Origin of the sequence: Ruegeria sediminis, from assembly GCF_005938215.1 — a bacterium.
Taxonomy (GTDB): Bacteria; Pseudomonadota; Alphaproteobacteria; order Rhodobacterales; family Rhodobacteraceae; genus Ruegeria; species Ruegeria sediminis.
This window is the reverse complement of sequence record NZ_VCPD01000001.1, coordinates 193,742-217,480: the sequence shown is the minus strand read 5'-3', so window position 1 is coordinate 217,480 and position 23,739 is coordinate 193,742. Positions and strand designations below refer to the sequence as shown.

Genomic DNA, 23,739 nt, shown 5'->3' with positions numbered 1-23,739 from the left:
CGTCTCAGACAAGGCGGATTCAGCCCGCCGACGCGCAAAGCTGTTCCAGCGTGGGGCGCAGGCCATCCAGTTGATACCCGGCATCGCGTGTTCTGCCGAGAATTTCTTCGGGGCTCATCTCGCCGCACTGACCCAGCGCCCAGACGACCGAGCATCGGGTGCCCGAAGCGCAATACGCCAACACCGGGCCATCGACGCTTTCGACCATCTCGCGCTGCCTCGCCACGTTTTCCGGGGTCATCGTCTGATGCGTCAGTTCCAGCACCTCGTAGTCCATCCCAGCCGCGCGAACCGCCGCGCCGATCGCATCGGATTGCTGCTCGGTCGGGACTTCGGAGTTCGGCCGGTTGCAAATGACCTTGACGAATCCGGCGGCGGCGATGGCCGGTACATCCTCGACCGTGATCTGCGGCGAGACGGCGTAGCGGGGCGTGATCGGGCGAATCTCCATGTCTGTTCCTTATGCCGCGGCCGCAAGCCTGTCCAGTTGCGCGTTGACCCTGGGGGCCATCATCATCCCGGCGATCATGGCCCCCAGAAAGACCAAACCGCCGATGCCGCCATAGGTGATCGAGGCGATTGCCGGACCCGGGCAGAGGCCGGCAAGGCCCCAACCCATGCCGAACATGACCGACCCGGTGATCAGGCGGTGGTCCAGTTCCGGTCGGGGCGGAACCGGAAACTCGCCGCCGACCGCCGGTTTGCGGTTTGCCGTCAGGCGCCATGCAAAGAACATCGGGATGATCGCACCGCCCATCACGAAGGCGAGTGTTGGATCCCAGTTCCCGAACACGTCGAGCCAACCCTGCACCTTGGTCGTGTCGGTCATGCCAGAGACGAAAAGGCCGGCACCGAAGAGAGAACCGGCAATCAGAGCCAGGAACAACCTCATCAGATCACTCCCAGAACATGGCGGAAAACGGCCAGCGTCAGGCCGCCGGCAAGGATGTAGAACACCGTGGCGACGATGCCGCGAAGCGAAAATCGCGAGATGCCGCAGACCCCGTGACCCGAAGTGCAGCCGTTGGCCACACGGGTGCCGATGCCGACAAGCAAACCAGCAGCGATCACGACGACGATATCCTTGGTCAGATGCGTGTCGATCTCGACATTGTAGAGCGGCCAGAGGATCAACGGTGCCACGACAACCCCGAACAGAAACACGATCCGCTCGGCCGCGCTGTTGCGCCCGCTTCCGTCAAGAAGCCCGCCGAGAATGCCGCTGGCGCCCATGATGCGTCCGTTTCCCAGCAAATAGACGGCTCCTCCCAGCCCGATCAGCATTCCGCCGACCAGTCCCCAGATCCAATCCGTTTCCATGGTTCAGTTTTACCCCTGTTCGCGCGTTTCGTTTCTGGATCAGAGCTTGTTGACCGGAAGCTTCAGGAAAACGTCGCCCTTTTCATCCGCCGGCGGCATCTGGCCCGCCCGCATGTTCACTTGCAGCGAGGGCAGGATCAGCCGCGGCATCCCCAGCGTCGCGTCGCGTGCGTCGCGCATCTTGACGAATTCCTCGATGCTTTTGCCTTGTCCGATATGGACGTTCAGCGCCTTCTGCTCGCCCACGGTGGTCTCCCATGCGTATTCGTCGCGGCCCGGGGCCTTGTAGTCATGACCGACGAAGATGCGTGTTTCATCGGGAAGGGCCAGGATCTTTTGGATGGACTTGTACAGGGCCTCGGACGAACCGCCCGGGAAGTCGCAGCGCGCGGTTCCGAAATCCGGCATGAAGAGCGTATCGCCCACGAAAGCCGCGTCGCCGATCACGTAGGTCAGGCACGCGGGAGTATGTCCGGGCGTGTGCAAAACGTCGCCCCGCATCTGTCCGATATGGAAACTGTCGCCCTCGGAGAACAGTGCGTCGAACTGGCTGCCGTCGCGCTGGAATTCGGTGCCCTCGTTGAATACCTTTCCGAACGTGTCCTGCACGACCGTGATGTTTTTCCCGATGCCGATCTTGCCGCCCAATTTCTCCTGCAGATAAGGCGCGGCCGACAGGTGGTCGGCATGGACATGGCTTTCGAGTATCCACTCGACCTTCAGTCCCTCGGCATTCACGAAATCCACGATGGTGTCGGCTGAAGCGGTATCGGTGCGCCCCGAAGCATGATCGAAGTCCAGCACGCTGTCTATGATCGCGCAGGCGCGCCCTTCCGGTTCGCGCACAAGATAGGACACCGTGTTGGTGGCTTCGTCGAAGAAGGCTTTCACGAAGGGTGTCATCGGTATCTCCATTCTCTTCCCGCAGTTTATATATTACTTTTTGAATGTGATGCAATATGTCATCTGTCGACATCCGGGCGAATCTGAGTTGATGTCGGTCAAGGCCTTTGCGGCCTCAAACTGCTAACAGGATACACGAAGTGCGGAGATCTGCCGAAATGTGAGGCAGACCCGCGCGAAAAACCGCAGATGAGGCCTTCGCGCCACAAGTTGTTCTTATGAGTGTTACCAAACTCTGTCAGGCTCAGATGAAAAAGGGGAGGAGCCCGATGACCGCACAAGACCTTTACAAGGAAGTCGAACGGTTGGAGCGCAAACTCGACGGCGCGTGTCTTGATACGCGGCTGGAATTGCAGCCGACCGTCAGCAAGATGGTACAACGTATGCGCGTACAGGGTGTGGCGATCCCGTCCAAGCTGCTTCGGATGGACGCCGCGCTTTGTGAGGACGCTATCGAGGCGAGTTTCGACAATCTACCGGTATGACCGGATTGGTCATCCGAGGGAGATCCCGAGGATGACCATCATCAGACCGATCACCGACAGAAACAGCGACGCCAGGTTCCAGGGCAGGACGCCTTGGACCGTGGTGCGGAGTTCATCGTCGGAAAGCCCCGCTTTCCGCGCTTTCATCACGTGCAGGATGCACCACATCAATCCTGCGAGACCGGCCAGCGAAAGGGCGGCGCCGCCCCAGATGATGATTTCGAACATGATGCACCCACAGCAGTCATTCGGACCGGTCTGCCGTTAACGGATCGGTGCCCGTGACGCAAGCCGAAGCCGAAACCTCCCAATGATCGCTTGCGGCTGATGCGGCACCGATGTATCCCGCATCCTGCCCGTTTTCAGCCTTTGGGAGAGACGCAGATGGACGACATGACCGAGAACCAGGCCGCAGACACCTACCGTGTGACCGCAGGCGAACTGCGCCAGTTCATCGAGCGTTTCGAACGCCTCGAGGTCGAGAAGAAGGACATCGCCGACCAGCAGAAAGAGGTCATGGCCGAAGCCAAGGCGCGCGGCTACGACACCAAGGTCATGCGCAAGGTGATCGCGCTGCGCAAGCGCGACAAGGACGACATCGCCGAGGAAGAGGCGGTCCTGGAAATGTACAAGGAAGCCTTGGGCATGTGATCCCGCGCCGGCAGAGCTTCAGCCGGGCGCCAGAAAGGTTATGCCGGGCATTGCTCGGATGCTGGCAACGTCTTCGTCGTAGAGTTCCGTGAAAGCGTCGACCACGTCGCTGTTCCAGCCGGGAAGATCCAGCTCTTCTTCCATCATCTCGTCGCGGGCGTGTCTCTGCAGAACGTCCGCGATCATGTTCTGGATCCCACGTTGATCGAGATTCGGGTTGCGGGAAAGCAGGACCCGAAACTCCTGACGCCCATCCTCGGTGAGGAGTTCGCCAAGCAACGCATAGAGCCCGCGGATGGGGTCGTTCGCTGACAATCCGCCGAGCGCCCGCAGGATTTGTCCCCAGATCAGCGGCGTGTCCTCGTTGCACCAAAAGGTGAGCTTCGCGTCCGGGGCCATCTGCTGGATCTGTTCGATCATCGTCGACCAGCGTAAGTCGCCCAAGGAGGTCTGCTGCATGATATTGAGGCGTCTTGGTTCCGGCAGAGCATTCAGAATCTTTGGGATGAAAACGCCCGGATTCTGTAGAGCCATGAACAGTTCCACCTGATCGTTGACAAAAATATCGCACAACTGGGCCATGCGCGGACCGGCCAGCGGGTAAAAGGTTTCCTCGCCAATGCAAGTCCATTTCGGACCGAAGAAATGCACGTTCGACAGCACCACACGTTCGGCCGTTTCACCATCCAGAATTGCTTCGACCAGATCGTCTCTCAACCCCGGGGCAGGCGGCTGCGAGGCGAGCCTTTCGAAGGTCTCCCTCAACAAACCCCGGTAAATTTCTGGTTCCGGGATTTCGATCCCGCGCTCCTTGAAAGTGCCCTTGTTATCGGCCAGGCAATTGAGGAGACGGCCTTCATCGGTCAAATGGGCTCCGGCGTGCAAGGCCACCTGCATCTTTACCATCCGCTCAAACAATTCAGCAGGTTCGGGTTACAACCTGTCCCCCGAACAGTCAAACCGCGGTGTTTCCGGGAATGCCGATCAGCCTGCGCCGCGTGGAAATTGAGGCTTGCAGTCGTCAGTCGGAGCCAGTAATCGAACATCGGCGCCCCTATAGCTCAGCTGGTAGAGCAACTGATTTGTAATCAGTAGGTCCGCGGTTCGAGTCCGTGTGGGGGCACCATAACGGCCACTTGAAGGCCCTGTTCATCAAGGATATCAGGCACCTAGCGCCCATCCCGAGACACAAAGCGGGACACAAATGGGACATACGCCATGGTGATGACGATGAAGCTTAAGCACGTTGACGAACTCTCAGGGGGGCGCAAACGATTCCGGCGGCGCTTTCCAAAAGTTGTTGCGGAGGTGGTGGGCGAGGAATTCTTTCAGGTTCCCATGAAGGCCCGTGAAGGTGCCGCTCTGGTGTCTGAACAGGAAACCCTGTTGGCCGAGTTTGAAAAGATCGTAAAAAAGGCCAAACGCAAGGCTGCTGGGCAAGGGAAACTCTCGCCGTTGGAACACTGGCGGGAGGCCGTAGAGGAAGCCGAAGCCATGAAAGCCGAGATCACGGGAAGCCTTGACGACGACGAACGGCAAGAGGTCTTGGCGGAAGACCTTCACCGTCGAGGTGCCGACCCAATCTTGATCAAGGCAGTGATGCAACCCGAGGCGGAAGAACCCCCGGTCACCATGCAGGACGCCAAGGAGATGTACCGCAAGGAGCGCGTAGAGGGGGCTAGAGGCCGGTACAAACGCAACCAATTGGAGCGTGTGTGTGAGCGCGTTGAGAGGGCGCTAGGGCCGCTGCAGAAGCTGCCGCTTGTGGACCTCAAAAGGGTCCATGCAAGAAGGCTGAGGGATAGCTTGCGGAAGGAGAAGAAGAAGGACGGGTCTCCTTTGTCACCTGCATCCCTAGAACGGGAACTCAATACACTGGTGGCCATGGTCAATCTGGCTATTGTAGAGTTCGATCTTCAGGGCAAGGCCCACAACCCATTCGTTGGCCTTGAGGTCGCAGACCCGGATGGACCGCCGGAAACCGAGAGCAACAAGAGAGACCCGCTACCGAAAGACATCTTGCTGGCCATGCGAAGACGCCTGAGGGACAAGGCAAGGAAACCTGCGCTGCGCTTGATATGGCGGCTCTTGGAAGGCACTGGCTGCCGCCTCTCAGAAGTAGTTGGTCTCCGCGTCGAAGACGTTCACACTGAAGTGCCATAAGACTTCGGCCCGCGAGATTTCCTTGCCAGTGGCCTTTAGGTGCCGTTTCTGTAGCAGTTCAATGGCTGCCATCTGGTCGGCGCGGATGCGGATGGAGACCCAGCGGCGGCGGTTTCCCCATGGGTACTTGTGGGCATCGTTCGCCGCGTCTTCTTCAGCGGTCAGGAACTCGACGGGCTCGATCAAAGAGAGCAGCTTCTTGCGGAAATGAAGGCTCCATCGGGCGCGGTTCTTCTCGCCCACTGCGGACGCCGGGGTCTTGGACGGGCGGGTGTAGTTGGAAATGGCCATTATGCTGCTTCCTTTCGCAGCTGCTTCGGTTGTGGGCCTTTGCGAAAGGCCGTTTTGAGGGGCGTTGGGATGAAACACGGGTTGTCGCCACGATAGACTTCCAACAGGCCGTCAAACTGGGGATTTTCCTTGCGGAGAATGGCTGCGAGCTTCGAGACGATGAAGCCATCCCCGACGATCTCGTGGCCGAGGCTTGATCTGGCTCGCTGGGTCGTCCGGTACTCGCTCTTGTTGCGGTAGACTCGGATTGTGTCGAGGTCGATGCGGATAGTGTCAGTCATTGTGTTTGAGGGGTACCCACCCACGGGGGGATTTCGCGGGCCGCTATATTGATCTCTGGGAGACAGATTTTTGCGGTGAAACGAAACGGACCAAACAACCGCTTGCGTTGGGTCGTCAGGCCTCGCTGTTGAACCTTTCGAGTGTTTCGTCGCTTTCAATTTCTGCTCGAACACTCTTCGAGTGCTTCATCGGTGCCCAGTGGTTTCGCCCGAAGCTGTCTGTAAAGCCGAAGCGAATGAGGTCGCCCCTGTCGAACCATCGTCTAGATCGAATGAAGTGTGCGTCAAACGTTTCTCCCACCCTCAAAGTTTTTGGCAAGCCGCCGCTGAATGGCCCGTCTGTGGTCTCGTTATAGGGCCAGTTGGTCAGTGGGTTGAGCATGGCATACGTACGCCCTTTGCGGCGATACCACTTCCATCTCGGTCGGGCTATCGCTGAGTGAATGGTGATCTCTCCCGGGCCATGGTTTACCGCACTAAGTGAAATGCAACGGGGCGCAGGTTCCCAACCGTCACCGATGGCGATTTTGTTGGACATTCCAACACGCACCTTCGGTTTGGGGTAGATGAACTTCGACCAGATATTCCACACGAAGCCCGCAATGGACACTGCAAGCGAAGCCATAGAAATAATGATTGCCCAGTCTGCTGTGGTCACTACTGCCATCCCTGTCATGCTGCCTCATATGCAGAATAGTGTTGCTGCCGAGGTGGGGGCAAGCTGGGTGTGGGATTTGATGCCTTGCAAAGCTGTCCTGTTCGTGGGACACAAAAGAGACACGTCACGGGACACACGGCCGCGAAGCCGTTCTGAGTATCCCTTGAAAAACAGTCAGTTGCGCCTGTTTCGGTTCTTCAGGTAAGTCCGTGTGGGGGCACCATCTTCATCCGGCTTGCAGATCGCAAATTCTCGATGCTCGTTTCCCACCGCCCATTCGATGGCAATGGTCCTGTGCAAGCGGAATGTGGAGCATCTTCAGCCTGTTGACATGAGTCTCCGGGGAAACAAATGTACTCAGGAATAGGAGCCTGACGGGCCGGCCAGTGTTCGCACATGCAGGTTTTCTGTCAAAATACGCACGGAAAATTCAACCCGGCGACACAGGAAATAAAGCTACCATTGCCCACGGTTATCAGAGCTGAAAGGCGAAACTCATGAAGAAGACATTTTCGACGCTTGCATTAATTACTATTTTCGGCGCCGGCGGCGCTTTGGCGCAGGACTACGGCGCGGAACTCAAGGCGCGGCAGGGGCAGATGCGGTTGCTGGCGCTGAACCTCGGCATCCTTGGCGGCATGGCCAAGGGCGATCGCGAGTATGACGCGGAACTGGCTCAGGCCGCGGCAGAGAATTTTTTGATCGTCACCGGGCTCAATCAGGTGACCCAATGGCCGGAAGGTTCCCACACGCAAGCAATCGAGGGTTCGGACGCAAAGGCCGAAGTCTGGACAAATTTTGCGGACTTCCAGAAGAAATGGGGCGACCTGGCGGCGCCGGCCGCGCAGCTTCAGACGGCTGCTGGTCAGGGCGCGGCCGAGATCGGCGCGGCCTTGGGCCCAGTTGGCGGCGCCTGCAAGGCCTGTCATGACGACTATCGCGTGCCGCAGAACTAACCGGGTATGCGACGGGTAGCGTTGCTGCTTGCCGTGGCGGCCGTCTTGGCCGCCGCGTGTTTTTATTGGCTGACCGTCCCTTCGCGTGCTGCAGAGGACAGTTTTTCGGGCATCTCGGGTGATGCTGCGGCGGGCGAGGCAGTCTTTGTCGCCGCCGGCTGCTCATCCTGTCACGCGGCCCCGAAATCCCAGGAAACGCTTGTGCTCTCTGGCGGTCAACGCTTTCCGTCGGAATTCGGCACGTTTATCGCGCCCAACATCTCGACCCATCCGGAGGCGGGTATCGGCGGGTGGAGCTTGGCGGATTTCGCAAGCGCCTTACGGCACGGAACCTCGCCGGATGGCAGACACTATTACCCTGCCTTTCCCTACACGTCATATGCGCGGATGACGGATCAGCAGATTGCCGATCTATGGGCCTACGTGCAGACCCTTCCCGCCGACGCCACGCCCAGCCAGCCGCACGAAGTATCCTTTCCCTTCTCGGTTCGCCGCGGGCTTGGACTGTGGAAGCTTCTCAACCTGTCGCCCGAATGGGTGATGCAGGACGCTCCGACGCCCGAGATTGAACGGGGCCGCGTGCTGGTCGAGGCGTTGGGACATTGCGGCGAGTGCCACACGCCGCGTGACGCCTTTGGGGGGCTGGACCGAAGCGCCTGGCTGTCCGGAGCGCCGAACCCGACGGGCGAGGGGAAGATACCGGCGCTGACGCCTGGCGAATTCGATTGGAGTGCCGGGGATATCGCCTATTACCTCGAGACAGGCTTTACGCCGGATTTCGACAGCGCGGGAGGGCACATGGTGGCCGTCATCAAGAATTTCTCGCAACTGCCGGCAGCAGACCGGCAAGCTGTCGCCTCCTATCTGCAGGCGCTGCCGTAGAGGGCAGTGTCCCTGGTTGACCGTGCCGTTGCGCGGAAGGAAAAAATCTGCGCCTTGCCGATCGAGGCGCATTGTTTTCAGCGTCTTGGGAAGATACGGAAGGTCTGGGCCGGGATCGCCGGCCCATGGCGCCGGTTGCGGGCGTGATGGAATGGTAGACATATCGGACTTAAAATCCGAAGGCCTTTGTGCCGTGTGGGTTCGAGTCCCACCGCCCGCACCAGTATTTTGAAACCCTGCTCCAAGCCGGTTCAGGCGATTGACGCAATCTTGCGGCGGCCGAGGCGAGGATTGCAGAAGACCTCTTGTTCCCGCTTGTGTGGTGACGTCAAACCGGCACCAGGCCATTTGCCAGGCTTCCGGCGGGCGGGTTCAGCTGAACAGATGCACCAGCAGGGATCCGATCAAAAGCACCAGGAAAACGAAGAACAGAATTCGCGCTATTCCGGCGGAAGCTGCCGATATCCCGCTGAAGCCCAGTATGCCGGCGATCAGCGCAATGACGAAAAAGATGACGATCCATGTCAGCATTTTTTGTCCCTTCGTGAAAAATCCACCTTAATGCTGTCCCGGTCAAAACACGCTTCAGTTTTGCCGCAGCAGTTCAAATCGTGGTCCAGTTTACCACGATTCACAGGGCCGCGGAACTGCGGGCATTCGGCGTTGATCGCAAAGGCCATAGCCGACCTCCCAGAACGGCGCCGCGAAAATTGACTTCGGCGCTTTTATTTTTCAACGCATTCACCCGGATCATTGGGTGTCTCGTGCCCGGCTTCGCACTGAGATAGATGTGCCGGGGAACTGTCCGCCAGTCTTGGGTCCTGGTCTTTTCAGTTCTGATGCTCGATCCCCAAAGCACCATACCCGGCAGCGGGCGAAAAATATGCGACGGCACGCGTTTGGTCTTGTGATTTGAGGCCAATGAATTGCGTAGTTCGGTCACGAACCTTTCCTTTTGCCCAGAGACCAAGGCTTTCAATATTCGGGCAACCCGTTAGGCTCGGGACGTGGCATTCCGGATCTCAAATCGGCGCAATGGAAGTTGATGTCTCCCGTCTAAGGCACTTGACGAGCTTCCTCGAGAAATCGGGCGGCAGTCCCGAGGTTGTCGCGCGGGTTCTGAAAGTTTGCGACTTGTCCGAACAGGATATCGCGCCACCGGCCAAGCTTTTCAGCGCAAGGAAAGAGGCGTTGTTTGTTCGTGGGGCCTGCGACGCGCTAAAGGACATCACCTTTGGCGCCAGGGCTGGTTTGGCGTTCAAGCACTCATCGAGTTTGACCGCTTACATCAACAAGTACTCGCGCGATCTGCGCGAAGTACTCGAAAACACGTCGCGGTTCCACGACATCATAGATCCGGCGATTGCCTTCAGTCTGCGCATCTCGGGCAATTTCGCCACGTTCGAAGCCGAATGGAAGGATGCGAGTTTTGCGCGGTATCACAGGCGGACCGAGTTCCTGTTCTTCGGTAGCCTTGCGCGGGCGCGGACAATCTGCCAGTCGGATTTCTTTCCGATCGAGATGCGCTTGCAGCATGAGGTCGGGCAAGCTGCGGACAAGTTCAGGAAACTCGCGGGTTTTCCGGTGGTTTTCGGAGCGGAGAAGATGGAGATCATCCTGTCCCATTCGACTCTTGCGATGCCGATTCCCACCTATGATGCAAGGCTCCAAGAGCACCTTGTGGAGTATGGCGAACGGCTCCTGGCGGACCGGCGATCACAGCCGCTGGCGCTGAGGGCCAAGGTCGAAGGGTTGATCGTCTCGTCCATGCCGGGCCGCGTCATTCCTGCGGACGAGGCCGCCGCCAGCCTTGGCATGAGCTCCCGAACCTTCGCGCGCAGGCTCAGGGACGAAGGGGTTAACTACCGCGATATCGTGGACGACCTGCGATGTGATCTGGCGCGGACCTTCATCAAGAACGGCATGAACCTGTCCGAAATTTCGTTTACGCTGGGCTACTCGGATCAAGCGGCTTTTTCGACGGCTTTCAAGCGATGGACGGGGCAACCGCCCAAGGTGTTCCGAGACAGCGCGGCACGCCAGGGCGAAACCTGAGCCACATGGCTTGCGGCCGTCGCAGGAAGCGGAGGAGGTTTTTTCAAAGGGTGGCCGGGGGTCATCGGCGCACGCGCCTCGCCCCGGCCTGTCCCGTGAGTGGACGTTGCAGATGTATTGACGAAAGGCGCCAGCCGCTTTTTCGATTTGGCCAAAGTGTTTTCCCCACCCGCCATTCTCTGGCAATCGCCCGAAGGTGATTGCATTCGGGTCGTTTTTGCACGGTCCAAGACCCGTTTTCGGAGGCAATGAAACGCGGAAGGGCTTTCCCAAAACCTTCAAGAATGTGAATATTGGGCTTCGATCATCACAATCAGGGAGAGCTGCAAATGCCGCTGACGGTCAAGGACATGATGGAAGCCGCGAACGCCGTGGTCGAACGCATCGACGCAGCGAAAGCGCAGGAACTTATGGCCCAAGGCGGATTGCTGCTGGATGTCAGGGACGTTCCCGAACTCGAACGCGCCGGCCGCGCCGCCGGGTCGCATCACATCCCCCGTGGGATGCTGGAATTCCGCGCAGACCCCACGACGCAGTTTCATGACCCCGAGCTTCGCAAGGATCGCCCGATCGTCCTGCATTGCGCCTCGGGCGGCCGTGCGGCGCTGGCAGGCAAGCTGCTCAAGGACATGGGCTATTCCCAAGTCTACAATCTCGGCGGCCTGAGCGATTGGCACAAGGGCGGCGGCGAGATAGTCGAACCCGTTGACACAAGCATGTGACCCAAGCGGCCGGTCGGTTCAGGCGTTCAGAAAGGCCCGGACGGCCGCTTCGAATTCCCGTGGTTTCTCGGAATGCAGCCAATGTCCCGCTCCGGGAATCTTGGCGAAACGCGCATTGGGAAACAGCGTGCGGATCTTGTCGCGGTGTTCGGGTTTGACGTAGTCGGACGCGGCCCCGGATAGGAAAAGGGCCGGACCGGACCAGGATGCGTCGAACTCGGGGAAGCCCATGATCTTGGGCATCTCCGCGGCCAGCCCGTCGAGGTTCAGCCGCCACCGCTTGGTCGGAACGTCGAAGGACTGGGTAAAAAAACTTTGCAGGGTTCTCTCGACGCCCATATCCGCAAGCTGCTGTTCCACGTCAGGGCGGCGCTCGACTCGTGACATGTCAACGGCGCGCATGGCGTCGATGTAGGGCATCTGGCTGTGACCGTAGGCGACCGGTGCGATGTCGGCGACCACCAGTTTGCGCACCAATCCCCCGTGCTGCAGGGCCAGCGTCATGGCGGCCTTGCCGCCCATCGAATGGCCGACCACGTCCGCGGGCTGGCCAATGCTCTCGATGACTTCGGCAAGATCCGCCGCCAGGTCTGGATAGTCGTGCCTTTCCGACCAAGGGCTGTGGGCATGATTGCGCATGTCGACCGCGACGACCTGCCGTTCGTCGGACAGGCGCTTTGCGATGACGCCCCAGTTTCGCGCCGAGCCGTACAAGCCGTGAGCAATGATGAGCGGAGGCGTATCGGTCGGTTCGCCGTGAACGATCGTGTTGAGCATGACGTGGTGATACCTGCCCGCGCGGGGAACCGCCAGCCCCCATTGTGACCCCGCAAGTGCGCGGATATCATGCCCCTTCAGGAGGCTGCACATGTCGGAAGACACCGTCATCCAGGATCAGATCGCGGCGACGATCGCTTTGCTGAGGAAAAAACTGGGCGTAAGGGGAAAGACCCTGGCGGCGTCGTTGCGGCGGGCCAAGCACCGCCTACCGCGCCGGATCTACGCCCATGCGATGCAACTGGCCCGGGCCGAACCCATGGCGCAGCATCCCAAGCTGCGGCTGACGCTCAACACGCCGCAACTCAACGACGCGGCGCATGAGGTGCAGACGCATCTGCGTGCGATCGATCTGGCGGACCGGAGGCGCGGATGGTTCCTTGGGATGCTGGGCGGCATGGCGTTCAACATCCTGCTGCTGCTGGTTCTTATCTTCGTGCTGCTCAGGTGGCGCGGTCTGATCTAAAAAAACGGCGCCGCGAGGGCGCCGTTTTCCGTACGATTGGCGGGTTCGATCAGAGATTGGGATAGATCGGGAAGCGTGCGCAGAGTTCCGCGACTTCTGCCTTGACCTTGTCCTCGACCGCGCCGTTGCCGTCCTCACCATTGGCGGCGAGACCGTCAACGACTTCGATGATCCAGTCCGCGATCTGGCGGAACTCGGTCTCGCCGAAGCCGCGCGTGGTGCCGGCGGGCGAGCCCAGGCGGATGCCGCTGGTAACCGTCGGTTTTTCCGGATCGAACGGGACGCCGTTCTTGTTGCAGGTGATATGCGCGCGGCCAAGCGCCTTTTCAGTCTCGTTGCCCTTGACGCCTTTGGGGCGCAGGTCGACCAGAACCACATGCGTGTCGGTGCCGTGGGTCACGGTATCCAGGCCGCCCTTGATCAGCTGATCGCTCAGCGCCTTGGCGTTGTTGACCACGTTGTTGATGTAGGTCTTGAACTCGGGACGCAGCGCCTCGCCGAAGGCGACGGCCTTGGCTGCGATCACGTGCATCAACGGCCCACCCTGGATGCCCGGAAAGATCGCCGAGTTGATCTTTTTCGCGATGGCTTCGTCATTGGTCAGGATCATGCCGCCGCGCGGGCCGCGCAAGGTCTTGTGCGTCGTGGTCGTGGCCACATGTGCGTGCGGGAAGGGAGAAGGATGCGCGCCCGCCGCGACCAGGCCGGCGATATGAGCCATGTCCACATGCAGGTAGGCGCCGACCATGTCCGCGATTTCGCGCATCCGGGCAAAGTCGATGACGCGCGGGATCGCCGAGCCGCCCGCGATGATCAGCTTGGGTTGATGTTCCTTCGCCAAGGCCTCGATCTGATCGTAGTCAATCAGGTTGTCTTCCTTCCGGACGCCGTATTGTACGGCCTTGAACCACTTGCCCGACTGGTTGGGGGCGGCGCCGTGGGTCAGGTGGCCGCCCGCGTCGAGGCTCATGCCCAGGATGGTGTCGCCGGGCTGGATGAGCGCCTGCATGACACCCTGGTTGGCCTGCGAGCCCGAGTTGGGCTGCACGTTGGCGAATTCGCAGCCAAACAGTTGCTTGGCGCGGTCGATCGCCAGATTCTCGGCGATGTCCACGAACTGGCACCCGCCATAGTAGCGGCGGCCGGGGTAACCCTCGGCGTATTTGTTGGTCATCACCGAACCCTGCGCCTCCATCACGGCGGCCGAGACGATGTTTTCCGAAGCGATCAGTTCGATCTCGTCGCGCTGACGCCCAAGCTCGGACGTGATCGAGCTGTAGAGTTCGGGGTCCCGGTCCGCGAGGGACTGGGTGAAGAAACCGGTATCACGAAGATTGGCGTTCATGGGGGCTCCGCATGGCTGGGTGACTTTGGCGGATTTCCTATAGGAAACCATGCCCGCGCAAAAGGCTTTAAAGCGACGAATTGGCCCGCTGCGGCGTCAAGTCTGGCCTAACGGGGAAAGGTATGTTTGTTTCGGAACCAAATGCGCAGCACCGGAAACCCGAAAACATGAGCAAGAGAATCGCTTTTTTGGCCAGCGACGCGCCGGTGGCGCAGACGGCCCGGGCCGCGTTGGTCGGACGCTACGGCAATGTTGCGCCGCGGGACGCCGACGCGATCGTCGCGTTGGGCGGAGACGGGTTCATGCTGCGCACGCTGCACAGCACCCAACACCTGAGCGTTCCGGTCTACGGCATGAACCGCGGCACGATCGGGTTTCTGATGAACGAATACAGCGAAACCGATCTGCTGGACCGTCTCGCCGCAGCCGAGGAAGAGATCATCAACCCACTGGCGATGACGGCGATGGACCAGTCGGGAAAGGTGCACGAAGCCCTGGCGATCAACGAGGTTTCGCTGCTTCGGGCCGGCCCGCAGGCAGCCCGTCTCAAGATCACGGTCGACGGACGGCTCAGGCTGGCCGAACTGGTCTGCGACGGGGCGCTTCTGTCAACGCCCGCGGGCTCGACGGCCTACAATTACTCGGCCCACGGCCCAATCCTTCCGATCGGGTCGGACGTTCTGGCGCTGACCGCGATTGCAGCCTTCCGTCCGAGACGGTGGCGCGGGGCCTTGCTGCCGAAGACGGCGCATGTGCGGTTCGACGTGATGGAATCCGACAAACGCCCGGTCATGGCCGACGCCGATTCGATTTCGATCACCGACATCGATTGGGTCGAAATCCGGTCCGAACCGACAATCCAGCACCGGATCCTGTTCGACCCGGGCCACGGGCTGGAAGAGCGCCTGATTTCTGAGCAATTCACATGATTTCGACGAACTGCGCGAGGAATATCCCGGATCTGTGAAGAAGATCACAGTCGCGTCATGGAAATCGCAATAACCTGAACCTGCCCGGATGAAACGTCCCGGTGGAAGTGAGTGGCCACCAAGCGACGTTATCAAGATGGTTGCGCAGTTTTCGCGCTGGCGTGGGCGGAGTTCTCCGCGCTCGTCATCACTATCCGGGAATATTTTAGCAGGACAGGCCCCGGGGTGCAGATCAGCTGCAAAGACCCGGGGTCGATTGCTTTTCCCGTCAGGGTTCCTGCCCATCCATGAGCCGCCAGAGCGTTTCGCACATCCGTCCGACGCGCGCTTCAATGGCCGCGGCGGCGTCCACCGCCAGATCCTCGCGCCAGCGTCGTGCGACGATCTGGACGTTGATGGGTTGCGGTCCTTGCGGCAGCGGGGCCACGCGGGCCGGGACGCATGCGGCAGGCAGGCCGACAAAGTTCATGGTGTAGGAATAGACGGCGCAGCCCAGAACCTCGTGCACCCCCTCGGCCCCTTCGGTATCGCGGTCGGGTTTGAAGAAGGGCTGCGGCAGGAACGGGGTCAGGACCAGCGGGTAATCCTCGGTGAAGAGCGACCATTCGCGCGCATAGTGGCTGCGCTTGGCCATCATCCGCACCAGATCGTCCCCGGTGAACGGAGGGAATTCCTGAAAATAGACTTCAAAGATGTCCCGAATGGTCTGCGAGCCGTGGGCGTCGATATCCGCTTTCATGAGGGTCCAGACCTCGCCCATCAAGGCGCGGTAGCCGATGCGCCCGCATTCGAACACGTCCGGCGGTTCGGCATTTTCGACCTGATAACCCGCCTCGACCAGCGCATCGCGGGCTGTATCGAGCGCCGCCTCGACCTCGGGGTGCAATTCGTAGCCGAAGGTGTTCTTGGTGAATGCTACCCTGATTGGCCCGTCGACCGGGACGCCGCGCCAAGACAGCGGAACATGGAAAGGGTCGCGTGGGTCTGGTGAGATCATGCTTGGCATCGACAGGTGCAGATCTTCGGCCGTGCGCGTGATCAAACCCTGCACCGACATGGACTGCGCCAGCAGTCCGCGCTCGGCCTTCTGGCTCGGGTTCCACGCCGGAACGCGGCCAAGGCCGGGCTTGACCGTGACCGCCCCGTTCGCAGCCGCCGGGAACCGCAGGCTGCCGCCGATGTCGTTGCCATGGGCGAGGGCGCCGATCCCGGCCATCACGGCGGCGCCCGCCCCGCCAGAGGATCCGCCGGGCGAGATGTGCTTGCCCCAGGGGTTGTGAGTCCGTCCGTAGAGAAGGTTGTCCGTATCCGCACGAAACGAAAATTCCGGCGTGTTGGTGCGACCGATCACGACGGCGCCGGCCTTTTGCAGGTTCGCGACGACCGGCGCATCGCCGGGTGCGATCATGTCCTTCAGCGCAACAACGCCATTCGTCGTGGCATGTCCCTTCTGATCGACGTTCACCTTGATGGTGACCGGAACCCCATGCAGCGGCCCGCACGGCTCGCCCGTGTTCCGGGCCTTGTCCAGCGCGCGGGCCCGTTCCAGGGCTTCAACCGCACAACTGTCCACAATCGCGTTCAGGGCGGGGTTCGCCTTTTCCATCCGGTTCACGGCCGCCGCCACGGCGTCTTCCGCTGTCAGGGCGCCGCTCTTGGTGCGGGTCACGATTTCGGTGGCGCTCAGACGCCAGATGTTGCTGTCGGTCATGCGGGGTCTCCTGCGGCAAGCCTAGGGCGTCGGAGTTGCAATTGCCAAGATGCAGATCCGGCAGACGGAGCAACTTGACGCAGGGTCGTGCGGCCTTCGACGAACGTCCCGACACTTGGGCCGAATTGCGGTATACTTCGTTCGTGGAGTCGCAAGGGGAGGAGGGGATGAGCGAGAATGACAAGGTTTTTGCCGGAAGCATTCCCGACTACTACGATGAATACCTGGTCCCACTGATCTTTGAATCATATGCACGGGATCTGGCGCGTCGGGTCGTTGCCGAACCGGTCAAGGATGTTCTGGAAACGGCGGCGGGAAGCGGGGTCGTCACCCGTGCCCTGGCGCCACTCCTGCCGCAGGGAGCCCGGTACTGCGTCACGGATCTGAACCCTCCGATGCTCGAACGGGCGAAATCGCGGCAGCCGACCGATCCGCCGGTCGAGTGGCTGCCGGCCGATGCGCTGCACTTGCCCTTCGAGGATCAGAGCTTTGACGCGGTTTGCTGCCAGTTCGGGGTGATGTTCTTTCCCGACCGGGTCACGGGCTATTCCGAGGCGCGGCGTGTGCTGCGCCCCGGCGGCAGGTTTCTTTTCAACGTCTGGGACACCATCGCCCAGAACGAGTTCGCGGACATCGTGACCCATGTGGCCCGGACGTTGCTGCCCGAGGCGCACGCGAATTTCCTGGCCCGAACGCCTCACGGGCACGGCAATCCGGAACGCATCCGGGCCGAACTTGAAAAGGCGGGCTTCCGCCACATCGAGATCGAAACCGTCTCGGGTGTCAGCACTGCTGCCGACCCTTCGCACCCGGCGATTGCCTATGTGCGCGGAACGCCGCTTTATGGTGAGTTGGCGCCGCACGGGGAAAAGATGCTGAACCGGATCATCGGAGCCGCAACCGAGGAAATCCGCGACCGGTATGGCGAAGGCGAAGTATCCGCCAAGATCCAAGGTTTCGTGATCACCGCCAGCTGAGAATGACGGCCCGCACCGGCGGCGGGCCTTCCTGTTTCACTGCGCGTAGCCGATGGATTGCAGCGCAACCTTGATCTCGTCCAGAATGGCGGGATCGTCGATGGTGGCGGGCAGCTTGTATTCTTTCCCGTCCGCGATCGAAACCATGGTGCCCCGCAGGATCTTGCCTGAACGCGTCTTGGGAAGGCGGTCCACCACGACGGCCTGTTTGAAGGCCGCGACGGGTCCGATCTTGTCGCGTACCATCTTGACCACTTCCTGGACGACTTCACCGTTGTTTCGGTCGGAACCGGCATTCAGGCACAGGAAGCCCACGGGCATCTGGCCTTTGAGTTGGTCCGACACCCCGATCACCGCGCATTCCGCCACGTCCGGATGGGCAGCGAGAACCTCTTCCATCGCACCAGTGGACAGGCGGTGGCCAGCGACGTTGATGACGTCGTCGGTGCGGGCCATGATATAGAGGTATCCGTCCTCGTCGATCATGCCGGCATCGCCGGTTTCGTAGTAACCGGGAAACTGCTGAAGATAGGATTTCCTGAACCGTGCTTCGGCGTTCCACAGGTTCGGCAGCGTGCCCGGCGGCAAGGGCAGCTTCACCGCGATAGCGCCCAGTTCACCGGGTTTCATCGGTTGCCCGCCTTCGTCCAGGATCTGCACGTCGTAGCCGGGCATCGGCTTGCCCGGCGAGCCGAGCTTGACGGGCAGTTCCTCGATCCCCAGCGGGTTGCCTGCTATGGCCCAGCCGGTTTCAGTTTGCCACCAGTGGTCGATCACCGGCACTTTCAGTGCCTTCTGCGCCCAGACGATCGTATCCGGATCGGCGCGTTCGCCTGCCAGGTAAAGCGCCTTGAGACAGGACAGGTCGTATTTCGCCAGCATCTCGCCCTTTGGGTCCTCGCGCTTGACGGCGCGGATGGCGGTCGGGGCGGTGAAGAAGCTTCTGACCTTGTGTTCCGAGATCACGCGCCAGAAGGTGCCGGCATCGGGGGTGCCCACGGGCTTGCCCTCGAACACGATCGTCGTGTTGCCGTGGATCAGCGGGCCATAGCAGATGTAGGAATGTCCCACGACCCAGCCGACATCCGAAGCCGCCCAGAACACGTCGCCGGGATCGACGTTGTAGAGGTTCTTCATCGACCAGTTCAGCGCCACCAGATGACCGGCGGTGGCGCGGACGACGCCCTTGGGCGCGCCGGTGGTTCCGGACGTGTAGAGGATATACGCAGGGTCATTGCCAGCCACCGGCACGCATTCCGCCGGTTCGACGCCGTATTGGAAGCCGTGCCAGTTGAAGTCGCGGCCCTCGACCAGCTTTGCCACTTCCTGCTCGCGTTGAAAGATGACGCAGAAGTCGGGTTTGTGCTGGGCCATGTCGATGGCGCCGTCGAGAAGAGGCTTGTAGTGAACGACCCGGCCGGGCTCCATCCCGCAGGACGCGGCGATGATCGCTTTCGGCTTGGCGTCGTCGATCCGGACCGCCAGTTCGTTCGCTGCAAAGCCGCCGAACACCACGGAATGCACCGCGCCCAGGCGCGCGCAGGCCAGCATTGCCTCCAACGCCTCTGGGATCATCGGCATGTAGATGATGACGCGGTCGCCCTTTTCCACACCCTTGGCACGCAGGGCGCCGGCCAGGGTGGCGACCCGGTTGCGCAGTTCCACATAGGAAATCTCGCGCTTGGTATGGGTGATCGGGCTGTCGTAGATGATCGCGGTCTGCTCGCCACGCCCGTTCTCGACATGGCGGTCCACGGCGTTCCAGCATGTGTTGACCTTCGCATCCGAGAACCACTCATATAGCGGCGCGTTGTCGTCGAAGAGCGCCTTGGTCGGAGCCTCGTCCCAATCGATGCCCTTGGCGGCTTCCATCCAGAAGGCCTCGGGATCGCTTTTCCAGCTCTCGTAAACGTCCTGATATGCCATGGCGTCCTCCTCACGTTCGGCTTGGAGAGTTGTTAGGCGTCCGAGACGCACCGGGCAAGCGCCGCGAATTACGGCGCGTCAGTTTATCGCGAAATATTTGCAGATTAGGCGGATATCTTCTGCAAAGTTTTGCAAATCGAGCGCAAATCCGCACGAGCCCGGAAACTGCGAGTGGATTTGCAAATCTGCAAATCAAGTTCCTGCAAATCCGGGGCGCCCGGGAATCGATTCCTATCCGGTCGTCTTCGCGTAACGCGGCAGCCTGTCCTCGATGTTGAGCCAATGCAGATGCTCGGAATGGAACACATGGAACCGGGGCGCCAGGTCGTCCGGGTTTTCCAGCGTCGCGGTATGGAGGTGGATGTTCACCTTGTCCCCGTCACGGCGGTAGGCCATCTGCGTTCCACATACGCCGCAGAACAGCCGTTCAACACCTTCGGACGAGTTGTAGACGCGTGGTGCGTCGCCAGACCAGTTGACTGCGTCATGCGGCAATCCGAAAAACGCCGTGACGGGTGACGCGCATATCCGGCGGCAATCGGCGCAATGGCAATAGCAGCTCCAGGCCACTTCGCCATCGCTTTCCCATCTGACCGCCCCACAGTGGCAATGCCCCTTCATTCCAGCCTCCCTCGGTGGACGGCCAGCAATACGGCCGCCGGGTCAACCGTAATGCGCGACCGGCGTTCCGGCAATGGCGGCCATGTTCAGCAACCCGCGCGCCGTGATCGCCGGCGTCACGATATGCGCCTTGTTGCCCATGCCCATCAGGATCGGCCCGACCTCGATCCCGTTTGCCTTCATCTTCAGGACGTTTCGAACCCCGCTGGCCGCGTCGGCATGGGCGAAGATCAACACGTTGGCCGCGCCTTCAAGCCGCGAATTGGGGAAAATACGTTGCCGCAACTCCGGGTCCAGCGCGGTATCCAGGTTCATTTCGCCCTCATAGGTGAAATCGCGCGGTTTGCTGTCCAGAATCCTGATCGCCTCTCGCAGGCGATTGCCCGAGCCTTCGGTCTGGTTGCCGAATTGCGACTGCGAGCAAAAGGCGATCTTGGGCTCCAGACCGAAGCGGCGCACGTGCCGCGCCGCACCCAGCGTGATTTCGGCCAGTTCGCCGGGATCGGGCAGCTGCCGCACATGTGTGTCGGCGATGAACAGGGGGCCGTCTTCCAGGATCATCAGCGACAGGGCGCCGTGCGGGCGCAGGTCGCCGTCGTTGAGAACCTGCTCGACATAGTTCAAGTGCCAGCGGTACTCGCCGAACGTGCCGCAGATCATGCTGTCGGCTTCGCCCCGATGCACCATGATCGCGCCGATGGCGGTGGTGTTGGTGCGCATGATCGCCTTGGCGAGGTCGGGCGTGACGCCGCGCCTCTCCATGATCTGATGGTAGGAGTTCCAGTAGTCGTAATATCGCGGGTCATTCTCCGGGTTCACGATCTGGATATCACGGCCGGGACGGACAGCAAGGCCGATGCGCTCGCAGCGGCTTTCGATCACGTCGGGACGGCCGATCAGGATGGGCGTTTCGGTGGTTTCCTCGAGAATGGCCTGCGCCGCGCGCAGAACCCGTTCGTCCTCGCCTTCAGCAAAAACGATCCGGCGCGACGCTGCCGAGGCGGCCTCGAACACGGGCCGCATGAGGAGGGCCGATTTGAACACGGTCTGGTTCAGCTTTTCCTTGTAGGCTTCCAGATCTTCGATGGGCCGTCGCGCTACCCCGCTTTGCATCGCGGCCTTGGCGACCGAGGACGAAACCACGCCGACCAGTCGCGGATCGAAAGGCTTGGGGATCAGGTAGTCGGCGCCGAAATTCAATTGTTCGCCCTTGTAGGCCGCGGCCGCCTCGGCGCTCGTGGTGGCGCGGGCCAGGTCGGCGATGCCGTCGACGCAGGCGATCTGCATTGCGTCGTTGATTTCGGTCGCACCCACGTCGAGCGCGCCGCGGAAGATGAACGGAAAACACAGCACGTTGTTGACCTGGTTGGGAAAATCGCTGCGGCCGGTGGCGATGATCGCATCCGGAGCAACCTCACGCGCGACGGCGGGCTGGATTTCGGGTGTCGGGTTGGCAAGGGCGAAGATGATCGGGCGGTCGGACATCTTTTCGACCATTTCGGGTTTGAGCACGTTGGGTCCACTGAGTCCCAGGAACAAATCCGCACCGTCGATCACCTGATCCAGCGTGCGCAGGTCGGTGTTCTGCGCAAACGAGTCCTTGTGCGGGTTCATGTCCTCCTTGCGGCCGGAATAGACCAGTCCGTGTATGTCGCACAGCCAGATGTTCTCGCGCCGGACCCCCAGCTTGACCAGCATGTTCAGACAGGCGATCCCGGCGGCGCCACCGCCAGTCGAGACGATCTTGATTTCCTCGAACCGCTTGCCCGCCACGTGCAGCGCGTTCTTGGCCGCCGCCCCGACCACGATGGCCGTTCCGTGCTGGTCGTCGTGGAAGACGGGAATGTTCATCCGCTCGCGGCAGATCTTTTCGACGATGAAGCAATCGGGCGCCTTGATGTCCTCAAGGTTGATGGCGCCAAAGGTAGGTTCCAGCGCGCAGACGATTTCTGCGAGCTTTTCGGGATCGGGTTCGTCCACTTCCAGATCGAAACAGTCGATGCCCGCGAATTTCTTGAAGAGGACCGCCTTGCCTTCCATCACAGGTTTCGAGGCCAGCGCACCGATGTTGCCCAGGCCCAGAACCGCCGTTCCGTTGGAGACCACCGCCACCAGGTTGCCGCGCGCCGTGTAACGTTCCGCGTTGGCGGCATCGTCCTTGATGTCGATGCAGGCCTCGGCCACACCCGGGGAATAGGCCCGCGCAAGGTCGCGCCCGTTGGCCATCGGCTTGGTCGCCCGGATCTCCAGTTTCCCGGGTTTCGGAAACTCGTGATAGTCGAGGGCTGCCTGGCGCAGGTTGTGTGGTTCGGACATGTCGGATCTTCCCTGAAATATTTAGTTTAGCATTAAACTATATTTGACGCTGGGGAAACAGACGATTTCGGGCCACAGGGTCGCAGGCGGCTTCTTGCAAATCGCAGACCCCGCGGCCACTGTCCGGATCAGAGGAGATTACCATGACCGACACCATCGCCGAAGTGCGCCTGCCCACCAGCGAGCTGCGCGACGACATCCCGTTCTTCACCAAGGTTCTGGGGATGCGGATGGACATGATCTATCCTGCGGACGATCCGCGCACGGCGGTGTTTTCCGGTCATGGCTTGCGAGTGCGGTTGGACAGGGACGCGCCCGAACCGCCGGGCACGATCCGCATCCTGACCGAGGATCCTGACGGCTTCGCAGGTGGCCGGCGCAGTCTTGTGGCCCCGAACGGCACCTGCGTCGAGATCGAGGAACGCAACCCGCCGATGGTGATACCGGAGACGGTGCATTCCTTCGTGGTGCGCCGCCTCAAGGACCAGGCCCCATGGATCATCGGCCGGGCCGGGATGCATTACCGCGACCTGGTGCCATCGCGCCTCGGCGGTTCGATCATCGCCAGCCACATCCGTATACCCGACGGCGGGCCGGTGCCCGACATGGTGCATTTTCACAAGGTCGGGTTCCAACTGATCTTCTGCATTCATGGCTGGGTCGATGTGGTCTATGAGGACCAGGGCGACAAGATGCGGCTGACTGCCGGCGATTGCTTCATCCAACCGCCGGAAATCCGCCATCGGGTCCTGGAGGCGTCCGACAATGTGCAGGTCATCGAGATCGGGGTGCCCGCAGAGCACGTGACCGAGATCGACCATGAAATGGACTTGCCCACGCCCAACTATCGCCCTGCGCGCGAATGGCAGGGGCAGAGGTTCGTCTACAATCGCGCCAAAGACGCCGAATGGAACCCGTTCCGCCTGCCGGGCTATGTCTGCCGGGACACCACCATCGCCGAAAACACCAAGGGAGTCGCCGGAGTACAGGTCGTGCGCCGGGGGCAGGGCGATCCGGTCTGGGCCGCGCATGACGCCGACATCCACTTCACGTTTGTCATGAGTGGCGCGGTGACGCTGGAGGGCGAAGGCCGCGATCCATACCGGTTGGAGCAGGGCGACGCCTTCGTGATCCCGCCGGGAATGCGCACCCGCCTGGGCGATCCCTCTGAGGACGTGGAGCTGCTGGAAGTGACCTTGCCGGGCGTGTTCGAAACCAGACCGGGCTGAGCGGCCTGCCGCCGCGGAACCACAAAAAATCCGGGGGCTTCAACTCCCCCGGCGATTTCAATTAGGGTATGGCTT

General features: G+C 61.0%; 28 protein-coding genes and 2 tRNA genes. 13 read left to right on the top strand and 17 right to left on the bottom strand.

Annotated features, from left to right (window positions below):
- Nucleotides 1-19 precede the first annotated feature (19 nt).
- Genes FGK63_RS01135 through FGK63_RS01120 form a run of 4 tightly spaced genes read right to left on the bottom strand, consistent with a single transcriptional unit; the run spans nucleotide 20 to nucleotide 2,223 of the window.
- Nucleotides 20-451 (bottom strand): protein tyrosine phosphatase family protein, encoded by a 432-nt coding sequence (locus FGK63_RS01135; RefSeq protein ID WP_138839762.1) that lies wholly within the window; start codon nucleotides 449-451, stop codon nucleotides 20-22.
- A gap of 9 nt (nucleotides 452-460) precedes the next feature.
- Complete coding sequence (locus tag FGK63_RS01130) at nucleotides 461-892, bottom strand: DUF6691 family protein (RefSeq protein ID WP_138839761.1); 432 nt, start codon at nucleotides 890-892, stop codon at nucleotides 461-463.
- A complete protein-coding gene (locus FGK63_RS01125; protein WP_138839760.1) occupies nucleotides 892-1,320 on the bottom strand; it encodes a YeeE/YedE family protein in 429 nt (142 codons plus the stop codon). The genes FGK63_RS01130 and FGK63_RS01125 overlap by 1 nt, the downstream gene beginning before the upstream one ends.
- Nucleotides 1,321-1,359: 39 nt before the next feature.
- Complete coding sequence (locus FGK63_RS01120; protein WP_138839759.1) at nucleotides 1,360-2,223, bottom strand: MBL fold metallo-hydrolase; 864 nt, start codon at nucleotides 2,221-2,223, stop codon at nucleotides 1,360-1,362.
- A gap of 269 nt (nucleotides 2,224-2,492) precedes the next feature.
- Between FGK63_RS01120 and FGK63_RS01115 the strand changes: the two genes are divergently transcribed.
- Nucleotides 2,493-2,708: a hypothetical protein gene (locus tag FGK63_RS01115; protein WP_138839758.1), complete on the top strand. Its 216-nt coding sequence runs from the start codon at nucleotides 2,493-2,495 to the stop codon at nucleotides 2,706-2,708.
- Nucleotides 2,709-2,717: 9 nt separating this feature from the next.
- On the opposite strand, the gene FGK63_RS01110 is transcribed toward FGK63_RS01115, so the two are convergent.
- Nucleotides 2,718-2,936: a hypothetical protein gene (locus tag FGK63_RS01110; protein ID WP_138839757.1), complete on the bottom strand. Its 219-nt coding sequence runs from the start codon at nucleotides 2,934-2,936 to the stop codon at nucleotides 2,718-2,720.
- 156 nt (nucleotides 2,937-3,092) lie between these two features.
- On the opposite strand from FGK63_RS01110, the gene FGK63_RS01105 reads away from it, so the two are divergent.
- Complete coding sequence (locus tag FGK63_RS01105) at nucleotides 3,093-3,359, top strand: DUF2312 domain-containing protein (RefSeq protein ID WP_138839756.1); 267 nt, start codon at nucleotides 3,093-3,095, stop codon at nucleotides 3,357-3,359.
- Nucleotides 3,360-3,377: 18 nt separating this feature from the next.
- On the opposite strand, the gene FGK63_RS01100 is transcribed toward FGK63_RS01105, so the two are convergent.
- Complete coding sequence (locus FGK63_RS01100; protein WP_138839755.1) at nucleotides 3,378-4,256, bottom strand: hypothetical protein; 879 nt, start codon at nucleotides 4,254-4,256, stop codon at nucleotides 3,378-3,380.
- A 153-nt stretch (nucleotides 4,257-4,409) separates the two neighbouring features.
- On the opposite strand from FGK63_RS01100, the gene FGK63_RS01095 reads away from it, so the two are divergent.
- Nucleotides 4,410-4,485 (top strand) — tRNA-Thr (locus FGK63_RS01095).
- 92 nt (nucleotides 4,486-4,577) lie between these two features.
- Nucleotides 4,578-5,522 carry a site-specific integrase gene (locus tag FGK63_RS01090; RefSeq protein ID WP_138839754.1) on the top strand — a complete coding sequence of 315 codons (945 nt, stop codon included), beginning with the start codon at nucleotides 4,578-4,580 and terminating at the stop codon, nucleotides 5,520-5,522.
- Here the strand turns inward: FGK63_RS01090 and FGK63_RS01085 are convergent.
- The 3 genes from FGK63_RS01085 to FGK63_RS01075 form a co-directional block, all read right to left on the bottom strand.
- Nucleotides 5,472-5,813: a hypothetical protein gene (locus tag FGK63_RS01085; RefSeq protein WP_138839753.1), complete on the bottom strand. Its 342-nt coding sequence runs from the start codon at nucleotides 5,811-5,813 to the stop codon at nucleotides 5,472-5,474. The genes FGK63_RS01090 and FGK63_RS01085 overlap by 51 nt on opposite strands.
- Nucleotides 5,813-6,094, bottom strand: a complete 282-nt coding sequence (locus FGK63_RS01080) for a hypothetical protein (protein WP_138839752.1) — start codon at nucleotides 6,092-6,094, stop codon at nucleotides 5,813-5,815. Before FGK63_RS01080 ends, FGK63_RS01085 begins: the two co-directional genes overlap by 1 nt.
- A gap of 115 nt (nucleotides 6,095-6,209) precedes the next feature.
- A complete protein-coding gene (locus FGK63_RS01075) occupies nucleotides 6,210-6,752 on the bottom strand; it encodes a hypothetical protein (protein WP_218961084.1) in 543 nt (180 codons plus the stop codon).
- Between the two features lie 497 nt (nucleotides 6,753-7,249).
- Between FGK63_RS01075 and FGK63_RS01070 the strand changes: the two genes are divergently transcribed.
- From FGK63_RS01070 to FGK63_RS01060, 3 genes are all read left to right on the top strand, one after another.
- Nucleotides 7,250-7,708, top strand: a complete 459-nt coding sequence (locus FGK63_RS01070; RefSeq protein ID WP_138839750.1) for a c-type cytochrome — start codon at nucleotides 7,250-7,252, stop codon at nucleotides 7,706-7,708.
- A 6-nt stretch (nucleotides 7,709-7,714) separates the two neighbouring features.
- Nucleotides 7,715-8,590 carry a cytochrome c gene (locus FGK63_RS01065; protein ID WP_138839749.1) on the top strand — a complete coding sequence of 292 codons (876 nt, stop codon included), beginning with the start codon at nucleotides 7,715-7,717 and terminating at the stop codon, nucleotides 8,588-8,590.
- 137 nt (nucleotides 8,591-8,727) lie between these two features.
- Nucleotides 8,728-8,813 (top strand) — tRNA-Leu (locus FGK63_RS01060).
- 149 nt (nucleotides 8,814-8,962) lie between these two features.
- Here the strand turns inward: FGK63_RS01060 and FGK63_RS01055 are convergent.
- Both FGK63_RS01055 and FGK63_RS01050 read right to left on the bottom strand, forming a co-directional pair.
- A complete protein-coding gene (locus FGK63_RS01055) occupies nucleotides 8,963-9,121 on the bottom strand; it encodes a DUF1328 domain-containing protein (RefSeq protein ID WP_138839748.1) in 159 nt (52 codons plus the stop codon).
- A gap of 100 nt (nucleotides 9,122-9,221) precedes the next feature.
- On the bottom strand, nucleotides 9,222-9,533 hold the full coding sequence (locus FGK63_RS01050; protein WP_138839747.1) for a hypothetical protein: 312 nt from the start codon (nucleotides 9,531-9,533) through the stop codon (nucleotides 9,222-9,224).
- Nucleotides 9,534-9,655: 122 nt separating this feature from the next.
- On the opposite strand from FGK63_RS01050, the gene FGK63_RS01045 reads away from it, so the two are divergent.
- Together FGK63_RS01045 and FGK63_RS01040 are read left to right on the top strand one after the other, a co-directional pair.
- Nucleotides 9,656-10,645, top strand: a complete 990-nt coding sequence (locus FGK63_RS01045) for a helix-turn-helix domain-containing protein (protein ID WP_246043884.1) — start codon at nucleotides 9,656-9,658, stop codon at nucleotides 10,643-10,645.
- A 329-nt stretch (nucleotides 10,646-10,974) separates the two neighbouring features.
- Complete coding sequence (locus tag FGK63_RS01040) at nucleotides 10,975-11,367, top strand: rhodanese-like domain-containing protein (protein ID WP_138839745.1); 393 nt, start codon at nucleotides 10,975-10,977, stop codon at nucleotides 11,365-11,367.
- An 18-nt stretch (nucleotides 11,368-11,385) separates the two neighbouring features.
- Here FGK63_RS01040 and FGK63_RS01035 read toward each other — a convergent pair whose 3' ends face one another.
- The gene (locus tag FGK63_RS01035; RefSeq protein WP_138840420.1) at nucleotides 11,386-12,144 is read right to left on the bottom strand and encodes an alpha/beta fold hydrolase; all 759 of its coding nucleotides are present in this window, start codon (nucleotides 12,142-12,144) and stop codon (nucleotides 11,386-11,388) included.
- A gap of 91 nt (nucleotides 12,145-12,235) precedes the next feature.
- Here FGK63_RS01035 and FGK63_RS01030 point away from each other — a divergent pair, with 91 nt between their 5' ends.
- Nucleotides 12,236-12,610: a hypothetical protein gene (locus tag FGK63_RS01030; protein WP_138839744.1), complete on the top strand. Its 375-nt coding sequence runs from the start codon at nucleotides 12,236-12,238 to the stop codon at nucleotides 12,608-12,610.
- Nucleotides 12,611-12,659: 49 nt separating this feature from the next.
- On the opposite strand, the gene glyA is transcribed toward FGK63_RS01030, so the two are convergent.
- Complete coding sequence (glyA, locus tag FGK63_RS01025) at nucleotides 12,660-13,955, bottom strand: serine hydroxymethyltransferase (protein ID WP_138839743.1); 1,296 nt, start codon at nucleotides 13,953-13,955, stop codon at nucleotides 12,660-12,662.
- Between the two features lie 167 nt (nucleotides 13,956-14,122).
- Here glyA and FGK63_RS01020 point away from each other — a divergent pair, with 167 nt between their 5' ends.
- The gene (locus FGK63_RS01020; protein WP_138839742.1) at nucleotides 14,123-14,884 is read left to right on the top strand and encodes an NAD kinase; all 762 of its coding nucleotides are present in this window, start codon (nucleotides 14,123-14,125) and stop codon (nucleotides 14,882-14,884) included.
- A 268-nt stretch (nucleotides 14,885-15,152) separates the two neighbouring features.
- Here FGK63_RS01020 and FGK63_RS01015 read toward each other — a convergent pair whose 3' ends face one another.
- The gene (locus FGK63_RS01015; RefSeq protein ID WP_138839741.1) at nucleotides 15,153-16,595 is read right to left on the bottom strand and encodes an amidase family protein; all 1,443 of its coding nucleotides are present in this window, start codon (nucleotides 16,593-16,595) and stop codon (nucleotides 15,153-15,155) included.
- Between the two features lie 167 nt (nucleotides 16,596-16,762).
- On the opposite strand from FGK63_RS01015, the gene FGK63_RS01010 reads away from it, so the two are divergent.
- A complete protein-coding gene (locus FGK63_RS01010; protein WP_138839740.1) occupies nucleotides 16,763-17,572 on the top strand; it encodes a class I SAM-dependent methyltransferase in 810 nt (269 codons plus the stop codon).
- A gap of 36 nt (nucleotides 17,573-17,608) precedes the next feature.
- On the opposite strand, the gene prpE is transcribed toward FGK63_RS01010, so the two are convergent.
- The 3 genes from prpE to FGK63_RS00995 all read right to left on the bottom strand — a co-directional run bounded on the left by prpE (nucleotide 17,609) and on the right by FGK63_RS00995 (nucleotide 22,435).
- Nucleotides 17,609-19,498 (bottom strand): propionate-CoA ligase PrpE, encoded by a 1,890-nt coding sequence (gene prpE / locus FGK63_RS01005; RefSeq protein ID WP_138839739.1) that lies wholly within the window; start codon nucleotides 19,496-19,498, stop codon nucleotides 17,609-17,611.
- A 231-nt stretch (nucleotides 19,499-19,729) separates the two neighbouring features.
- A complete protein-coding gene (locus FGK63_RS01000) occupies nucleotides 19,730-20,119 on the bottom strand; it encodes a GFA family protein (RefSeq protein WP_138839738.1) in 390 nt (129 codons plus the stop codon).
- Between the two features lie 42 nt (nucleotides 20,120-20,161).
- Nucleotides 20,162-22,435 (bottom strand): NADP-dependent malic enzyme, encoded by a 2,274-nt coding sequence (locus FGK63_RS00995; RefSeq protein WP_138839737.1) that lies wholly within the window; start codon nucleotides 22,433-22,435, stop codon nucleotides 20,162-20,164.
- A 143-nt stretch (nucleotides 22,436-22,578) separates the two neighbouring features.
- Between FGK63_RS00995 and FGK63_RS00990 the strand changes: the two genes are divergently transcribed.
- Nucleotides 22,579-23,664: a cupin domain-containing protein gene (locus FGK63_RS00990; RefSeq protein ID WP_138839736.1), complete on the top strand. Its 1,086-nt coding sequence runs from the start codon at nucleotides 22,579-22,581 to the stop codon at nucleotides 23,662-23,664.
- The last annotated feature ends 75 nt before the right edge of the window (nucleotides 23,665-23,739 follow it).

What these genes read in the sequence shown, in the direction of transcription:
- FGK63_RS01135 (WP_138839762.1), bottom strand. Translation starts at nt 451, where the DNA reads ATGGAGATTCGCCCGATCACGCCCCGCTACGCCGTCTCGCCGCAGATC.
- FGK63_RS01130 (WP_138839761.1), bottom strand. Translation starts at nt 892, where the DNA reads ATGAGGTTGTTCCTGGCTCTGATTGCCGGTTCTCTCTTCGGTGCCGGC.
- FGK63_RS01125 (WP_138839760.1), bottom strand. Translation starts at nt 1,320, where the DNA reads ATGGAAACGGATTGGATCTGGGGACTGGTCGGCGGAATGCTGATCGGG.
- FGK63_RS01120 (WP_138839759.1), bottom strand. Translation starts at nt 2,223, where the DNA reads ATGACACCCTTCGTGAAAGCCTTCTTCGACGAAGCCACCAACACGGTG.
- FGK63_RS01115 (WP_138839758.1), top strand. Translation starts at nt 2,493, where the DNA reads ATGACCGCACAAGACCTTTACAAGGAAGTCGAACGGTTGGAGCGCAAA.
- FGK63_RS01110 (WP_138839757.1), bottom strand. Translation starts at nt 2,936, where the DNA reads ATGTTCGAAATCATCATCTGGGGCGGCGCCGCCCTTTCGCTGGCCGGT.
- FGK63_RS01105 (WP_138839756.1), top strand. Translation starts at nt 3,093, where the DNA reads ATGGACGACATGACCGAGAACCAGGCCGCAGACACCTACCGTGTGACC.
- FGK63_RS01100 (WP_138839755.1), bottom strand. Translation starts at nt 4,256, where the DNA reads ATGCAGGTGGCCTTGCACGCCGGAGCCCATTTGACCGATGAAGGCCGT.
- FGK63_RS01090 (WP_138839754.1), top strand. Translation starts at nt 4,578, where the DNA reads ATGGTGATGACGATGAAGCTTAAGCACGTTGACGAACTCTCAGGGGGG.
- FGK63_RS01085 (WP_138839753.1), bottom strand. Translation starts at nt 5,813, where the DNA reads ATGGCCATTTCCAACTACACCCGCCCGTCCAAGACCCCGGCGTCCGCA.
- FGK63_RS01080 (WP_138839752.1), bottom strand. Translation starts at nt 6,094, where the DNA reads ATGACTGACACTATCCGCATCGACCTCGACACAATCCGAGTCTACCGC.
- FGK63_RS01070 (WP_138839750.1), top strand. Translation starts at nt 7,250, where the DNA reads ATGAAGAAGACATTTTCGACGCTTGCATTAATTACTATTTTCGGCGCC.
- FGK63_RS01065 (WP_138839749.1), top strand. Translation starts at nt 7,715, where the DNA reads ATGCGACGGGTAGCGTTGCTGCTTGCCGTGGCGGCCGTCTTGGCCGCC.
- FGK63_RS01055 (WP_138839748.1), bottom strand. Translation starts at nt 9,121, where the DNA reads ATGCTGACATGGATCGTCATCTTTTTCGTCATTGCGCTGATCGCCGGC.
- FGK63_RS01040 (WP_138839745.1), top strand. Translation starts at nt 10,975, where the DNA reads ATGCCGCTGACGGTCAAGGACATGATGGAAGCCGCGAACGCCGTGGTC.
- FGK63_RS01035 (WP_138840420.1), bottom strand. Translation starts at nt 12,144, where the DNA reads ATGCTCAACACGATCGTTCACGGCGAACCGACCGATACGCCTCCGCTC.
- FGK63_RS01030 (WP_138839744.1), top strand. Translation starts at nt 12,236, where the DNA reads ATGTCGGAAGACACCGTCATCCAGGATCAGATCGCGGCGACGATCGCT.
- glyA (WP_138839743.1), bottom strand. Translation starts at nt 13,955, where the DNA reads ATGAACGCCAATCTTCGTGATACCGGTTTCTTCACCCAGTCCCTCGCG.
- FGK63_RS01020 (WP_138839742.1), top strand. Translation starts at nt 14,123, where the DNA reads ATGAGCAAGAGAATCGCTTTTTTGGCCAGCGACGCGCCGGTGGCGCAG.
- FGK63_RS01015 (WP_138839741.1), bottom strand. Translation starts at nt 16,595, where the DNA reads ATGACCGACAGCAACATCTGGCGTCTGAGCGCCACCGAAATCGTGACC.
- FGK63_RS01010 (WP_138839740.1), top strand. Translation starts at nt 16,763, where the DNA reads ATGAGCGAGAATGACAAGGTTTTTGCCGGAAGCATTCCCGACTACTAC.
- prpE (WP_138839739.1), bottom strand. Translation starts at nt 19,498, where the DNA reads ATGGCATATCAGGACGTTTACGAGAGCTGGAAAAGCGATCCCGAGGCC.
- FGK63_RS01000 (WP_138839738.1), bottom strand. Translation starts at nt 20,119, where the DNA reads ATGAAGGGGCATTGCCACTGTGGGGCGGTCAGATGGGAAAGCGATGGC.
- FGK63_RS00995 (WP_138839737.1), bottom strand. Translation starts at nt 22,435, where the DNA reads ATGTCCGAACCACACAACCTGCGCCAGGCAGCCCTCGACTATCACGAG.
- FGK63_RS00990 (WP_138839736.1), top strand. Translation starts at nt 22,579, where the DNA reads ATGACCGACACCATCGCCGAAGTGCGCCTGCCCACCAGCGAGCTGCGC.